The following is a 14,210-nucleotide window of genomic DNA, read 5'->3' as shown; positions in this document are numbered from 1 at the left end:
GTTTTCGGAAAAATAGTATTCGTTACTGCACAGAAATCCGTATGCAGCGATCGTCGTTGATATTTGTAGAGTTAGTGGCTCACACAGAGTGCCAACCGGTGCTGAAATCGATCGGTGCCATCAGACGCCGGGTTGGTACTCGCCGAACTCCTCGCGGAACACGTCACAGATCTCTTGGACGGTCGCGTAGGCTTTCACCGCCTTGATCACCGGCGGCAACACGTTGTCGTCGCCGGCTGCCGCCGCGGCCACCGCATCGAGTGCCTCGTCGACAGCGTCGTCGTCGCGCTCGGCCTTCACCTCCTCTAGCTGCTCGATCTGTCGTTGTTCGTCTTCCTCGTCGACGGATTCGAGATCCATCTCGGGGTCGTCGTCGACCTCGAACTCGTTGACGCCGACGATGATCCGCTCGCCCGCCTCGATCTCCTGTTGGCGCTCGAAGGCGACATCCTGGATCTCTTGTTGGATGTAGCCCGCATCCACCGCGCGCAACATCCCGCCGCGGTCGTCGATGTCGTCGATGATATCGCGGGCCTCGGCTTCGACCTCATCGGTCAGCGATTCGACGTAGTAGCTGCCGGCCAGCGGGTCGATCGTGTCGGCGACGCCGGATTCGTGGGCGAGGATCTGTTGGGTACGGAGCGCGGTTCGCACCGACTGCTCGGTCGGCAGCGAGAGCGCTTCGTCCTTGCCGTTGGTGTGCAGGCTTTGGGTACCGCCGAGCACCGCCGCGAGCGCTTGGTAGCCGACGCGAACGACGTTGTTTTCGATCTGTTGGGCCGTCAGCGTCGAGCCGCCGGTCTGGGTGTGGAACTTCAGCTGTTTGGATTTTGGATTCTCAGCCCCAAATCGCTCGTCCATAATCCGCGCCCAGAGCCGGCGGGCCGCCCGGAACTTGGCGACCTCCTCGAAGATGTTGTTGTGAGCATTGAAAAAGAAGGAGAGCTGCGGCGCGAACTCATCGACATCTTGGCCGGCGTCGATGGCGGCCTCGACGTACTCGATCCCGTTGGCGAGCGTAAAGGCGATTTCTTGGGCCGCAGTCGACCCCGCCTCCCGAATGTGATAGCCTGAAATCGAGATCGTGTTGAAGTTCGGCACCGCCTCGGCCGCGAACCCGAAGGTGTCTGTAATCAACCGCATCGAGGGCTCTGGCGGGTAGATGAAGAGGTTGCGAGCGATATACTCCTTCATGATGTCGTTTTGGATCGTCCCGCGCAACTCCGCGCGGTCGACGCCCTGCTTGTCGCCGACGGCGATATACATCGCCAGCAACACCACGGCGGGGGCGTTGATCGTCATGCTCGTCGAGACCTCGTCGAGCGGAATCCCATCAAAAACGGTCTCGAAATCCGCGAGCGTGTCGATGGCGACGCCGGCCTTGCCGACCTCGCCGGCGGCCATCCCCGCGTCGGAGTCGTAGCCCATCTGCGTCGGGAGATCGAACGCCATTGAGAGCCCCGAGGAGCCTTGGTCGATCAGGTAGTTGAACCGCTCGTTGGTTTCGCTGGCGGTACCCATGCCGGCGTACTGCCGCATCGTCCACAGCCGCCCGCGGTGCATCGTGGAGTAGACGCCGCGCGTGTATGGTTCCTCACCCGGAAAGCCGATATCGTCCTCGTAGTCGAGGTCAGCAATGTCATCGGGTGTATAGAGCCGCTTGACCGCCTGGCCACCGGTGTCGGTGGTGAACGTCTCCTCGCGCTCGCCGAAGCGATCCAGCGTCGGGCCGGCCGTCTCGGCCTCCCAGTCGGCTTTCGCCTCGCGGATCGCTTCCAGATCGTCCTCATCAAACATGCCTCGACAGAGACGGCGACCCCTGTTAAAATCCGTTGGCGACGCGATGAGATCCCAGTGGCACGCATGCCCTCCCGGCAGCCCGCTTCGCCATGCTTTTGCTGCCGCCACCAGAAGCACGAGGCATGTTTGGAGGCGGCGGTATGAATCCACGGAAGATGCAACAGATGATGGAACAGATGGGGATCGACGTGACCGAGATCGACGCCGAGTCGGTCACGATCACGACGAGCGACGGCGAACAACTCGTCTTTGAGGCCCCGGAGATCACCCGAATGGACGCCCAGGGAACCCAAACCTACCAGATCGTCGGCGAACCCGACCGACAGGAAGCCTCGGGTGCGGCCGGTGCCGTCGAAAGCGGTAACGCCGGCAGTGACGCCGGCGACGATAGTGGTGGCGACGCTGACGACGAGATCCCCGAATCCGATATCAAGCTCGTTGCCTCTCAGACCGGCGTCTCGCCCAGCGAGGCCCGAGAGGCACTTGAAGCCGAGGACGGCGAACCCGCCGCAGCGATCAGTCGCCTGGAGTGATCCTCCTCGTTCACGGCGACCGAGAGTATCTCCGGGAACCGGGTGCAGAACTCCACACCGATCTCGGCGTCGTCGAGATCCCCGAAGACGTGGAATCCGGTGACACGCTGGAGACGCATCTCGGTGAGGCGTTCCGCGCCCGCGAACTCCGCGGCCCCGACCTGTTCAACCATCTCGAACGCACCGGCGCGCCGATGATGCCGCGAGATATCGGTCTCGTGATCGGCCATACGGGCGCGTCAGCCGGCGACCGCGTGCTCGACGCCGGCACCGGAACTGGTATTCTCGCCGCGTATCTTGGCCGGCTCGGAGCCGAGGTGACGACCTACGAGCAGGACGCCGAGTTCGCCGAGGTTGCCCGCGACAACATGGCTGTCGCTGGCGTCGACGACACCGTTGAGGTACGCACTGGCGACATCACCGAGGAAATCGATGCGCTTGCCGGAGGCGAACCCTTCGACCTACTGACGCTCGATACCGAGGATGCTCCCGAAGTCGTTGCCGACGCGGCTGATCTGCTCGCCTATGGCGGCTATCTCGCCGTCTACTCGCCGTTCGTCGAGAACTCACGGGCGAGCGTCGAGGCTGCCGAGGCGGCCGGGCTGGCTGATATCGAGACCGTCGAGACGATCCAGCGGGAACTCACCGTCGACGACCGGGGGACGCGGCCGTCGACTGCGGGTGTCGGCCACACGGGCTATCTGACGTTCGCGCGACGATAACGGTCGGTACCCCGACAAGGAATCGACCTGTTTTCGCTCTTTCTCTTTTGTGTTCGGCACAGTCCCCACGGCTATGCCAGTACTGCTCGGATCTCGTAGTCGTTGTCAAACTTGTATGTTGTGTGGAAATCGACGCGTTTTGTCTCGTCGGCATCGATCTGAACCGTGGTTTCCGTGATGGTGGTCTCATCGACTGGATCGACCATGAAAACTCGCACGTCGGCCGCGCTGCCGGTGTTTCGGATGGTCGCCACGAATCGCGTGCCACGCGTCACAAATCCAAACTGCTCGGCCCACGGCGGCCGGTCGGCGGTGACACTGAGTTCGAGGCGCTCGCCCGCATCAAGCATCGTTTCTTGACTCGCTGCCGGCGTGGACGCTGTGGTGCCGTCAGCGCGGAAGTATAGCTCGGTCAGGATCGTCCCCTCGATCCCCTCGTTTTCGATTTCGGCTGTGTACGTACTCCCGCTGGCTGTCATCTCGATCAGCCGTCCCTCTGAACTCGCTGTTTCGGTGACTCGGAGGTCGGGACTGAGTGGCTCGGTTGCCTTTTCAAGTTCACGCGCGAGCGGCTCCGCTGATATCTCCGGATCGGCAGCACAACCGGTCAGCGAGGCGAGTCCTGCCGTACAGCCGAGCAGGTATCGTCGGCGACTCACCATATTTGTTGATTGAACGCTTGGAACCGCTGCTCACCGCTCACGACGAGACCTGTCCTTGGTTGAGTATATGATTCGGTCGGCAGCGGTCAAAGTTGCGGGTTCGTCCGGCGTGTCTGCGTGATCGCTACGTTCGGTTCGCCGGAAGCACTATGCCGTTGCCGACCGTGTGTCGAGATACAATGGCATCCGATGATACCGAGATCGACGAGACGCGAACGTGGCCGGAACTGGCGATCGGGCTCTACGAGCGACTGACGGGCCGCGGTGCCGAGATCGCCTACGAGTTCGAGGACATGCAGGTCGATGTACCCGATCGGGTCGGTGACGACGCAAACCACGCTCGCTGGCGGCTTGATGGGACGCTGACGATCCGAACAAGCGAAAACGACGAGTAACGAGTGTGACCGACGCCGAGTCCGGATCGGCCCCCAGCAACTCGTCGTGGGGGTGGATCTAACCCTCCAGTCCGACCGCGCGGACGTGTCGATCACGACCGCCGACGGCATGCTCGTCGTCGATGTCGACAGCCTCGGCGGGCTGTTCGCCCTATACGACCTCCAGCAGAACGTCACCGCAACAGCCGGCCACTGGCTTCCCGAGACGGACGAACTCCCTGAGGAGACACCCCTGGTGTTCAACTCACCGGCCGTCATCCGGGTTCGTGAACGGGTGGTTGCTACCTACGTTTCGGATGGCACCGGCGGCCTGCTGGCTCGTGTGTCGTCGCTGTCGATGATACAGCTTTCTCCACGGGGATTGGTCGGCGCGGTTGCCGCCGAAACGGCCGCCCGCCTTCGCGGCTGGCTCGGCGCGTAACCGACACCATCCCGCGGCATCCCGTCTTTTATCGAGAACGCGTCAGCGCCAACTGTCTGTGTTGTAGTATTGTGGCAATAGCCCAAAACAGTTTTACGTCGATAGCTCCTACCCTGTGGTGATGAGTTCACAATCCGATGCTGCGCCAGCCGAACCGATCCACCTGACTGACGCCGACGAGTACGCGGATATCGTCTCGCGGTATGATACCGTTCTCGTTGACTTCTACGCTGATTGGTGTGGCCCCTGTCAGATGATGGAGCCGACGATCGAGGCCCTCGCCGAGGACACTGCGGCGGCGGTACTCAAGGTCGATGTCGACCAGTTCCAAGCATTGGCGAGCCAACACGGTGTCCAGGGCATTCCAACGCTGTTGGTCTATGCTGACGGCGAACAGGCCGAGCGCATGGTCGGTGCCCAAACCGGCGACGCGCTCGAAAATACCCTCACCGGCTACACGGCCTAACCGCCGTGGCGGCGCGCTGTCTCGGCCGCGACGATTTTCCGTCCGCTCCCCGGAGTGGTAAGCAATGACACCGCGAGAGCTCCGTGCCGACGTGCCGGGGTTACAGGAGTCGGCGTATCTCAACTTCGGGGCCCACGGGCCGAGCCCGGAGTATGTTGTTGAGGCGGTCAGCGACGCCGTCGCCGACCACGAGTTCAACTCCGGCACCGACGACCCCTACACGACCGCTTTTGCCGGCTACGACCGTGCCCGCGAGCGCGTCGCCGAGTTCATCGGAGCCGAACCCGAGGAGGTTGCCCTCACCGAAAGCACGACCGACGGGATCAACCGGATCGCCACCGCCATCGACTTCGACCCCGGCGACGTGGTCGTCCGCACCGACCTGGAACATCCGGCCGGCACGCTGCCGTGGCAACAACTCGAAGCGCAGGGTGTCGAGGTGCGCGTCGTCGAAACCACCGACGGCCGGGTCGATATCGACGCCTACACCGAGGCCGTCGCCGACGCGCGGCTCGTCTGTTTCAGCGCGGTGACGTGGACACACGGCACACAACTACCCGTTTCCGAGCTGGTCGATATCGCCGCCGAGGCCGGCGCGTTCACACTCGTCGATGCGGTGCAGGTACCTGGCGAGCTCCCGATGGACGTTCATGAATGGGGTGCTGATGCCGTGGCTGCAGCCGGCCACAAATGGCTGCTTGGGCCCTGGGGCACGGGATTCCTCTATGTCGACCGAGAAGTCGCCGACACCATGGTACCAGGTGCGGTCGGCTACCGCAGTGTCACCGAGCCGACGGCCGCCGAATTGACCTACGAACCCGGCGCGAAACGCTTCGAGATCGGCACCACCTCGCCGGGGCCCCACGCCGGCCTGATCGAGGCGATCGATGCCATCGAATCGGTCGGCGTCGAGCGGATCGCCGATCGGATCGAGACGCTGACTGACCGACTGAAAGCCGGCATCGACGACGAGGCCCTGTTGAGCCCACAGGCACACGAATCGGGGCTGGTGTCGATCGCCGTCGATGACCCCGAGGCAACCGTCGAGCGGTTTGCCGAGGAGGGGATCGTCATCCGGTCGCTGCCACACCCCGATGCGATCCGCGTATCGGTGCATGCGGTTTCGACGGCCGCCGAAATCGATTCGGTGCTCGCGGCGTTGGAGATGGTATAATGCCAACCGAAACGCGCGTCTGGCTCGTCGAGCGCACCTACTCGGATGACGAACAGAACCTGATCATCCTCACGTACGCCACGCCCGACGGCCGACAGGATTTCCGCAAAGAGCGCGCGCTGACGAGTTTCAGCGGCGACCACCGTGAGACGCCGGTCAGTCTCACGGTGCCGGCTGACAACCTCGGTGTCGTTGATGACCCCGACACCCGCGAGCGCTACGAAACGGAAGCGACGCGGATGGCCGAAGAGTACGACGCCGACGACGCGCTGTAATTGCTGTCCGGCTTACGTGTCTTCTTTGTCTTGCTGTTGGCCGAGGGCTTTGGCAACCGCAAACAGATAACCCAAGCCCTGTTTGATCTCCGGATCGCGGAGCCCTTTTGCGAGTCCAATTGCCCCAACGGATGAGGTGTCGGCTTGTTCAGCCGCGCCAACGCTGTCGAGGAGTGCCGTGAGCCCCTCGCGGGTGTGGTCATCGCTGGCGGTGTCGGCAAGCTCGCCCAGCGAGGAGCCGGTGCCGGCCAGCGAGACGACCATCTCGTCGGTCAGCGCCGCGTTGGCGAGCCCGGCGACGTTGCCAAGCTCGGCGAGATCATCGAGCGTGCCGTCTCGCTGTAGCTCCAACACCGTTTCAAGCGCGTCGGTGAGGTCGTCGCCGTTTTCGCCGACTGTTTCGGCCAGTCTGACGGTTTCGTCGGTCGCAACGCCGTCGGCCGAGGCCGCCAGCGTCTCAGCGGTGCCGGTGAGTTCGACGACCATCTCGTCGGTCATCGCGGCGTCGCCGAGGGCGACGACATCGAGCAGTTCGTTGACCGCGTCCAGTCGCCGAACGAAGTCGGCGACCGCTTCGGGGTTCTCTGCGATGGCGGCTTCAAGCGCGGCATCGTTGCCGACACCGTCGGTATCGCCGTTGCTGGCGTCATCGTAACCGTCGCTGTCGTCGACGGCAGCCGACTCTGTCTCCGTGTCAGCCATCTCAGATCAGCCCCCGTGCGGTGAGCCAGTAGGATTCGTTGTAGGCGAGTTTCGACCAGTGAATCGATTGGGACGGCGCGATCGGCGACGGTGGGTTCTGGTAGTCAAACTCGACGAAGGAGGCCGAATCCATCCCCGTCTCGATGAAACAGATGGTTTTGCCGTCGTAGATCGCTGTCGGCACTTGGCCGCGTACCTCGCTGGCGAGCCGCTGTCCGATCGTGCCAGCTTGGTAGTGGGCCACGCTGCCGGCTTTCGGGACGCCGGTTGCGGCCGCATCGCCGAGCGCGTAGACGTCCTCGGCGTGTTCGGCTTCGAGGGTGTGTTTGTCGACATCGACCCAGCCGCGGTCGCCCAGTCCGGCCTCCTCAACGATGTCGACCCCGCGGTGCGGGGGATCGCGACCAGCAGGTCGTAGTCGAGTTCGGCGCCTTCCATCGACGTGAGCACCCCCTCATCTGGATCGACCGACTCGGCGTTGAAGAATGTCTCAATGTTAATGTCGCGTTCTTCCATGAGTGGCTGGGCCCACTCGGCGATCTGGGCGTTGCCGTGGACGCGCTGGATCGGGTAGGTGTAGGTGATCTCGATGTCCTCCCGAAGTCCGCGTTTGCGGAACCAGTCGTCGGTCATAAACGAGAACTCCAGCGGCGCGGCCGGACACATGTGTGGGCTGCCGATGACGCTCAACACGAGGTGGCCTTCGGTGAACGACAGCAGTTCCTCGCGGAGGGCCAGCGAGCCGTCCTCGCTGTAGAAGTCGTGGCCGCCCTCCTGTAGGCCGGGTACCTCGTCGGCCGCCAGCGTTGAGCCGGTGCCGACAACGAGGTGATCGTAGCCGATCGGCGTTGCGTCCGTGGTCGTCTGGAGCTGCTTGGCGTCGGTATCGATCTCGGTGACTCGGGTGTCTTCGATCTCGATGCGGTTGTCGATCAACTCTCGAAGTGGCCGCCGCCCGTCGGCCGGCTCGCGCTTGCCGAACGGGACGTACAGCCAGACGGGCTTGTAGACGTGATCCGGGCCGTCGTTGAGGAGCCGGACGCGTACCTCGCCGGCATCGATCTCGTCGTCGAGTCGTTCCGCAAGGTCGTTGGCAAGCACGGCCCCACCGGTACCGCCGCCGATGATGACAATGTCGTCGGTCATACGTTCTCCACGTAGAACGCCGTGTAGTCGTCGTGCTCTTCGATCTCGTGTAGCGTGTTCCCAGCCTCGTCGACCCACTCGGGCACGTCGGTGCGTGACTGCTCGGCATCGCTGAGGAGTCGCACGACGTCGCCCGATTCCGCATCGCGGATCGCGCCGATCAGATCCATCAGCGGGCCGGGGCAGGTCGCGCCGCGTGCATCGACGGTCGTGGTCGGTTCGATAGATGTACTCATCGTTACACCTACACCTTTGATCTCCATCGTATTAATATTGTGCGTTCGTTCCAAAACAATGAAAAACCGATCGTCGCAGATGATATCACGCAGGTATCGCTCTCTCGCGACGACCAGAAGCGACCGACAGCAGTCTACTGGAGCGCGTCAGCGACCTTCTCGATGGGGTGTGACGGTTTGCCATCGTACCGGTCAGTGTCACCGAGTTGCGAGCGACAGGAGGTACCCGGCGCGACGACTGTGTTGGCCGGCGAGTCGTCGACGGCGTCGAACAACAGGCGGCCGATTGCCTGGCTCATCGAGTAGTGTTCGGCCTCATAGCCGAAGGAGCCGGCCATCCCACAGCAGGTGGTATCGAGAACGTCGACCTCGTAGCCGACCCGCCGGAGCACGCCGACCGCGTGGTGCTCACGGCTAGCGGCGGTCTGGTGGCAGTGGCCGTGGTATGATAGTGTTTCGTCACCGTCAGCGTCGAGAGCGTCGTCCAGCCGGAAGGTGTCGATGTACTCCAACACGCTGTAGGTGTTGTCGGCGACGGCTTCGACCGCGTCGCCGGAGAGCAGATCGAGATAGTCCTCCTGGTACATCACCGCGTCGCTGGGTTCGACGCTGACGAGCTCCCAGCCGTCGGCGACACGCTCGGCCAGCACCTCGACATTGACCTCGGCGGTCGCTTTCGACTGATCGAGCAGCCCCTTCGAGTGGGCTGGTCGCCCGCTGTCAGTCACCTCGTCGGCGATGGCGACATGGACGCCGGCGGCTTCGAGTACTTGAACCGCGGCTTTGCCGACGTCGGGCTGGGTGTAGTTGGTGTATGGATCAGGGATCAGCAAGGCCTTGCGGTCGGCCTCGCGTTCGCTGACAGCTGGCGTTCGGTTTCGATCCCACTCTTGTAGGGTGGTGCGGCTGAACGTCGGTAGCTCGCGCTCGCGGGCGATGCCGAGGGTTTTCTCAGCGAGCAGGCCGCTGCCGGGAAGCTTCGTCGCCAGGTTCGACAGCGGCGCGAGCGTGCTCCCGAGGCTGTACAGCGTTTCGACGTTGGCGAAGAGTTTGTCGCGGAGGCCGACGCCATCGCGCTGATGGCGTTCGTGAGCAACCTCGGTTTTCAGCTTCGCCATATCGACGCCGCTGGGGCAATCGCGCTTACAGCCCTTACAGCCAATACAGAGATCCAGCACCTCGTGGCTGAACTCCTCGCTGAACACGTCGTCCGGCAGGTCGCCGCTCATCGCCCGCCGGAGCATGTTGGCGCGCCCCCGCGTTGAGGTGATCTCTTCGTTTTCTGTCGCCCGGTAGGTTGGGCACATGACGCCGCCTGTGGTCTCCTGATGGCCGGTACAGCCTGCACAGCCGTGACAGAGTTCGGCCATCCCCTGAAACCCATTTTCGTTGTCCCAGTTGAGCGTTGGCTCAAAATTGGCATCAAACTCGTAGTCGGCGTCGTATCGCAGATGCTCGGTCGGGTCGGCGTCGCCGCTGACGTTGCCAGGGTTGAGCAGGTCGTCGGGGTCGAAGGCGGCTTTGAGTCGCTGGAACAGCGACCAGATCTCGTCGCCGTAGAGCTTCTCATTCCATGTCGTCCGCGCGCGGCCGTCGCCGTGTTCGCCCGACACCGAGCCGCCGTACTCGATGACGAGATCAGTCACGTCGTCGCAGATCTCATACATCGTTTCGATGCCGTCGTCGGCTTTGAGATCAAGCAGCGGGCGGATGTGGAGCACACCGGACCAGCGTGGGCGTAGTAGGAGGCGAAGGTGTCGTACTCCTCGAAGAGCGTCTGGATGTCGGCGACGTACTCCGGGAGGTTCTCGGCAGGAACCGCGGTGTCTTCGATGAACGGCCAGTGTTTCGCGTCGCTCGTCCGAGAGAGGAGAATGGGGAGGCCGGCCTTCCGCATCTTCCAGAATTTGGTCTGGCGGTCGGCGTCGTAGGCTTCCAGGGCGTCGACAGCGTAGGTCTCGTCGGTCTTCGTCGATCCTGCGTCGTCGCTGGGCGCGACCGCCGCAGCAACGCCCGGCAGGCGGTCAGCGAGTAGGTCGGCGACTTTCTGTTTCCCGTCAGCAACCGAATCGGCATAGAACTCGACGAGCAGCGTCGAATCCGTGCCCTCGGGGAGAATATCGACCACATCGGCAAACTCCGGGCGGTCGGCCGCGAGATCGAGGAAGACGTCGTCCATCACCTCGACGGCTGCGGGATCGTGTTCGAGGATTGGGGCCACGTCTTCCATCGCGTCGAGCACATCGTCGTAGGTCAGCATCACGACCGCCGTCTCGTTGGGGATCGGCTCCAGCGAGACGGTCGCTTCGGTGACGATCCCGAGCGTGCCTTCGCTGCCGGCCAGCAGGCGACCGACGTTGACCGCGCCGTGTTCCTCGGCGTCGGCGATCAGTTTGTCGAGATTGTACCCTGAGACGTTGCGCATGAGATCCGGGTAGCGAGACTCGATCTCATCGCGGTGGTTACGGAGAATGTCGCTGACGACGGCGTAGACCTGGTCTTCGATGCTCGGGTCGTCGTCGCTCGCGGCGGCCTCGGCGCGGTCGTGGAGTTTGTCGAGTGGCATCCAGTCGAACGTCGTCACGGTGCCGTCAGCGAGGACGGTCTCGCAGGCTTCGAGATAGCCGTCGGCCTTCTCGTATTTCAGCGAGTGCGCGCCGGTGGAGTTGTTGCCGATACAGCCGCCCAGCACACTCTTGTCACCCCACGCGGGATCAGGAGCGTATTTGAGGCCGTGGGATTCCAGTTTGTCGTTCAGCCGGGCGAGCGTGATCCCCGGCTGGGCGGTCACGGTTTCGGCGTCGGGATCGATGTCGACGACGCCGTCCATCTCCTTTTTAAAATCGAGGACGACAGCCTCGTTGACGGTTTGGCCGGCGAGGCTGGTGCCGCCGCCGCGGGGAGCACCGGGATGTCGTTGTCGGCGCAGTACGTCATGACCGCCTGCACGTCGGCCGTGGATGTCGGGATGACGACGCCGATCGGGAGTTGGTGGTACGCGCTGGCGTCGGTCGCATACAGGTTTCGGGTGTAGCTGTCGAAGCGTACCTCGCCATCGACGAGGGCGTCGAGATCGGCGACGAGGCCCGCGTCGTCGATCTCACTGCTCCGGTAGTCGTAGTTGCTTCGCGGATCGGCGGCTGGCTCCGGCCGCGACCGCTCGGATGGCGTTGGTTTGCTCATGGGGTTGTTGGCTGGGAATTGGGAAACCGGATGAATGAATCTATGGTTGGCATCCGTGGTGAGAGCGCCGTCGCTATGCGCGCTGTAGGGTGATCTGTGCGATCGTCCCGCCGTCGATATCGACAGCAAACACGCCGTCGGAGTAGGTGACGATCCGATCGATGAGCCAGAGGCCGACACCGCTGGCGTGGCTGAGCGTGGATTCATCCGCTTGGTCGATGACCGCAAGCTCGTTCGTCGGGATCCCCGGGCCGTCGTCGGCGACGGTGATCTGTACCTCGTCGTCGGCTGTGGCTGTCACCCGGATCTCCCCGCCATCTTGCACCGCGTGTTCCAGTGCGTTCTCGATGAGGTGGGTGATCGCTGTCGGGAGCTTTGGATGCGCAATGACGGCTGCCGTGGTGTCGATATCGACGACGAGATCCACGTCGGCTGGTGGGTCAGGGGCCGCCGTGATCGCGTCGTCGATGACCGTCTCGACCGGGAGCTCCCGGCGGTCATTCCGGCTTTGGACGACCGATCGCATCGTCCGGGCGTTTTCGGCGGTCGCCTCAAGCCCCTCGGCGTGGGCCAATATGCGGTCGGTGAATGCGGCGTCATCACAGGCCTCGGCGAGCTGTTGGGTTCGGGATTTGATCACACTGAGATCCGTCCGTAGATTGTGCCGGAGCACGCGGTCGATGACGGCCTCCAGGAGCTGGAGATCTCGTCGGTTCTCGATCAGCTCGATCGCTGTTTCAAGGCTTGAGGCCAGCGTTTCGGCGATCTTTTGATCAGCAGTCGTAATGTTCTGCGGGCGCATCGCCGCCGGGATTAACACCCCAAACTCGCCGATCGGCGTGATCGCCTCAGAGCGGATCACGCTGTCTTCGTTGTAGGCCTCTGGGTGCTCCCGCACATCCGAGACCAGCCGCGTTTCACCCGCCTCGTAGGCTTCCCAGGCGATACTGTTTCCGGGTTCGAACGTCGGATGCGTCCCGATAAGCTCCGCGGCGCGTCCGGTCGCGCCGATCGGTTCGAGTCGATCCGTGGCGGGGTCGGCTCGCCAGATCCCTGCGGTCGGGAAGTTGGTCGCTGTCGGGAGTTGATCGACGACCCTCTCGACCATCTCATCGACGCTATCGGCGGTGACAGCGTCTTGGGTGATCGACTGGATCGCCTCAAGGCTCTGGACGCGTTCCGTCCGGGTCAACGCGATGCGACCGAAGGCCGCCAGCAGTTGCCCCAACTGTCGGGCCGTTTCGTCGAAGCTCTCCGGTCGGTCGTCGCCGACGATGACAACGCCGTGATCGCCCAGCGGCAGCAACAGCACACTTTCGATCGTCTCGTCGTCACAGCGGAGCGTCGTGTCGGCGCTTGACAGCGCGTCGATCCGATGGGGCGTCCCATCGTACGTTGCCCACAGCAGCGAGTCGCCGTCTGGGTCGGTATCGACAAATATCGGCTCCGTTGCGGTTGTTGCTGCCGGCTGTAGTGTGTCGGTACCGCGGTCGTAGCGGTGAATCTCGGCGACCGCCACGTCGAGCACCGACACCATTGTCGCTACTGTTCGGTCGCAGGCTGTCGCCTGATCCTCGCTGGTCAGGATCGCCGCTGACTCCTCGGAGAGTGATGCTAACGTCCGCTGGCGGCGTCGTTCCTCGGTGATATCCACATACAGCAGGAAGATTTCCTGGCCTTGTGGCGTCCGCACCGGCACGCCGCGCAGGAGAAACTCGCCCGTTCCGGTTGGTGTCTGTCGGCGCACCGCCTCGGTTACGGGATGGCCATCCCGCAGGCGTGATTCGATCTCGATCAGCCGGTCGGGGTCGCTGTCGGGGGCCGGGTCGGTTGGATCAATCCCGTCGGCTGGGGCTGTCGGCTGGCCGAACGTCGCTGTGAAGGCCGCGTTCGTGCGGCCGATCTCACAGCCCGTTTCGCTGACAACGACGGTGACCATCGGCTCGTCGATCGTCGTGAACAGGGCCTCAAACCGCCGGCGGGCATCGCTTAGCGTCGTTTTGACCTGCTTGGTGCTGCAGGCTGTTGCCAGCTGTTCGTTGAGCGGCGTTACCCCCGTTAGCATCGCGTCATCGAGCGGCTCGCCACGCCGAGCGAGTAACAGCACGCCGAACTCAGGCAGGTCAAACAGCCAGTAGTATCCATCGTCGTCGACCGTTCCGGTGATCGGCAGCGACGCCCGGTGCTCCTCGTCGGTGGCCGCCCACGTTGTCAGTCGCTCTTCGGCGGCGTCATACAGCGGGTCGTCCGTTCCGACGGCCGCATCCGGGTCGACGAGCCGATACTCGTCCGTGTCGTGTCGCTCGAAGACCGCGCCGACCGAACAGTCGAGGTGGTCAAGATACGCGTCCAGTGCGGTCACCGCTGTTGCTTCGAGTGTCTCCTCGGGGGTGATCGCAAGCGACAGCGCGTACAGCGTCTCGATCCGTTGGTGGCTATCCATTCGTGACTTCGAGTGATATCGACGACGGAATTGTCTCGCTTAGTGGTCAGTC

General features: G+C 63.4%; 12 protein-coding genes and 2 pseudogenes. 7 read left to right on the top strand and 7 right to left on the bottom strand.

Annotation, left to right across the window (positions count from 1 at the left end; translation table 11 throughout):
- Positions 1 to 120 precede the first annotated feature (120 nt).
- Entirely contained in the window at positions 121 to 1,797 is a 1,677-nt protein-coding gene (locus tag ACFQJB_RS07210) for an acyl-CoA mutase large subunit family protein (protein ID WP_379725605.1), read from the bottom strand.
- 125 nt (positions 1,798 to 1,922) lie between these two features.
- On the opposite strand from ACFQJB_RS07210, the gene ACFQJB_RS07205 reads away from it, so the two are divergent.
- The gene (locus ACFQJB_RS07205) at positions 1,923 to 2,333 is read left to right on the top strand and encodes a nascent polypeptide-associated complex protein (protein WP_379725602.1); all 411 of its coding nucleotides are present in this window, start codon (positions 1,923 to 1,925) and stop codon (positions 2,331 to 2,333) included.
- Positions 2,330 to 3,055 carry a methyltransferase domain-containing protein gene (locus ACFQJB_RS07200; protein ID WP_379725600.1) on the top strand — a complete coding sequence of 242 codons (726 nt, stop codon included), beginning with the start codon at positions 2,330 to 2,332 and terminating at the stop codon, positions 3,053 to 3,055. The genes ACFQJB_RS07205 and ACFQJB_RS07200 overlap by 4 nt, the downstream gene beginning before the upstream one ends.
- A gap of 71 nt (positions 3,056 to 3,126) precedes the next feature.
- On the opposite strand, the gene ACFQJB_RS07195 is transcribed toward ACFQJB_RS07200, so the two are convergent.
- Positions 3,127 to 3,714, bottom strand: a complete 588-nt coding sequence (locus tag ACFQJB_RS07195) for a hypothetical protein (protein WP_379725597.1) — start codon at positions 3,712 to 3,714, stop codon at positions 3,127 to 3,129.
- A 182-nt stretch (positions 3,715 to 3,896) separates the two neighbouring features.
- On the opposite strand from ACFQJB_RS07195, the gene ACFQJB_RS07190 reads away from it, so the two are divergent.
- From ACFQJB_RS07190 to ACFQJB_RS07170, 5 genes are all read left to right on the top strand, one after another.
- The gene (locus ACFQJB_RS07190; RefSeq protein ID WP_120101855.1) at positions 3,897 to 4,112 is read left to right on the top strand and encodes a hypothetical protein; all 216 of its coding nucleotides are present in this window, start codon (positions 3,897 to 3,899) and stop codon (positions 4,110 to 4,112) included.
- Positions 4,113 to 4,164: 52 nt separating this feature from the next.
- Positions 4,165 to 4,533, top strand: a complete 369-nt coding sequence (locus tag ACFQJB_RS07185; protein WP_379725594.1) for a hypothetical protein — start codon at positions 4,165 to 4,167, stop codon at positions 4,531 to 4,533.
- A 121-nt stretch (positions 4,534 to 4,654) separates the two neighbouring features.
- Positions 4,655 to 4,999: a thioredoxin gene (trxA, locus tag ACFQJB_RS07180; protein WP_379725591.1), complete on the top strand. Its 345-nt coding sequence runs from the start codon at positions 4,655 to 4,657 to the stop codon at positions 4,997 to 4,999.
- Positions 5,000 to 5,063: 64 nt separating this feature from the next.
- Positions 5,064 to 6,173, top strand: a complete 1,110-nt coding sequence (locus tag ACFQJB_RS07175) for an aminotransferase class V-fold PLP-dependent enzyme (RefSeq protein WP_379725584.1) — start codon at positions 5,064 to 5,066, stop codon at positions 6,171 to 6,173.
- Entirely contained in the window at positions 6,173 to 6,448 is a 276-nt protein-coding gene (locus tag ACFQJB_RS07170; protein WP_379725581.1) for a hypothetical protein, read from the top strand. The genes ACFQJB_RS07175 and ACFQJB_RS07170 overlap by 1 nt, the downstream gene beginning before the upstream one ends.
- Positions 6,449 to 6,460: 12 nt before the next feature.
- Here the strand turns inward: ACFQJB_RS07170 and ACFQJB_RS07165 are convergent, their stop codons facing one another.
- From ACFQJB_RS07165 to ACFQJB_RS07145, 5 genes and pseudogenes are all read right to left on the bottom strand, one after another.
- Complete coding sequence (locus ACFQJB_RS07165) at positions 6,461 to 7,150, bottom strand: DUF1641 domain-containing protein (RefSeq protein ID WP_379725578.1); 690 nt, start codon at positions 7,148 to 7,150, stop codon at positions 6,461 to 6,463.
- 1 nt (position 7,151) lies between these two features.
- Positions 7,152 to 8,296 (bottom strand): annotated as a pseudogene (locus tag ACFQJB_RS07160) (NAD(P)/FAD-dependent oxidoreductase).
- Positions 8,293 to 8,532, bottom strand: a complete 240-nt coding sequence (locus tag ACFQJB_RS07155; protein WP_379725575.1) for a sulfurtransferase TusA family protein — start codon at positions 8,530 to 8,532, stop codon at positions 8,293 to 8,295. The pseudogene ACFQJB_RS07160 and the gene ACFQJB_RS07155 overlap by 4 nt, the downstream one beginning before the upstream one ends.
- Before the next feature lie 134 nt (positions 8,533 to 8,666).
- Positions 8,667 to 11,715: pseudogene (locus ACFQJB_RS07150) on the bottom strand (FAD-binding and (Fe-S)-binding domain-containing protein).
- A gap of 73 nt (positions 11,716 to 11,788) precedes the next feature.
- Positions 11,789 to 14,158, bottom strand: coding sequence for a GAF domain-containing protein (locus ACFQJB_RS07145; protein WP_379725573.1), 2,370 nt, complete (start codon positions 14,156 to 14,158; stop codon positions 11,789 to 11,791).
- Positions 14,159 to 14,210: the final 52 nt, after the last annotated feature.

The organism is Halonotius sp. GCM10025705 (genome assembly GCF_042662885.1).
In the GTDB taxonomy this organism is placed as follows: Archaea; Halobacteriota; Halobacteria; order Halobacteriales; family Haloferacaceae; genus Halonotius; species Halonotius aquaticus.
The sequence above is the reverse complement of the archived record's forward strand: the minus strand, read 5'-3'. Positions and strand labels throughout refer to the sequence as shown.

What these genes read in the sequence shown, in the direction of transcription:
- ACFQJB_RS07210 (WP_379725605.1), bottom strand. Translation starts at nt 1,797, where the DNA reads ATGTTTGATGAGGACGATCTGGAAGCGATCCGCGAGGCGAAAGCCGAC.
- ACFQJB_RS07205 (WP_379725602.1), top strand. Translation starts at nt 1,923, where the DNA reads ATGTTTGGAGGCGGCGGTATGAATCCACGGAAGATGCAACAGATGATG.
- ACFQJB_RS07190 (WP_120101855.1), top strand. Translation starts at nt 3,897, where the DNA reads ATGGCATCCGATGATACCGAGATCGACGAGACGCGAACGTGGCCGGAA.
- trxA (WP_379725591.1), top strand. Translation starts at nt 4,655, where the DNA reads ATGAGTTCACAATCCGATGCTGCGCCAGCCGAACCGATCCACCTGACT.
- ACFQJB_RS07175 (WP_379725584.1), top strand. Translation starts at nt 5,064, where the DNA reads ATGACACCGCGAGAGCTCCGTGCCGACGTGCCGGGGTTACAGGAGTCG.
- ACFQJB_RS07170 (WP_379725581.1), top strand. Translation starts at nt 6,173, where the DNA reads ATGCCAACCGAAACGCGCGTCTGGCTCGTCGAGCGCACCTACTCGGAT.
- ACFQJB_RS07165 (WP_379725578.1), bottom strand. Translation starts at nt 7,150, where the DNA reads ATGGCTGACACGGAGACAGAGTCGGCTGCCGTCGACGACAGCGACGGT.
- ACFQJB_RS07155 (WP_379725575.1), bottom strand. Translation starts at nt 8,532, where the DNA reads ATGAGTACATCTATCGAACCGACCACGACCGTCGATGCACGCGGCGCG.
- ACFQJB_RS07145 (WP_379725573.1), bottom strand. Translation starts at nt 14,158, where the DNA reads ATGGATAGCCACCAACGGATCGAGACGCTGTACGCGCTGTCGCTTGCG.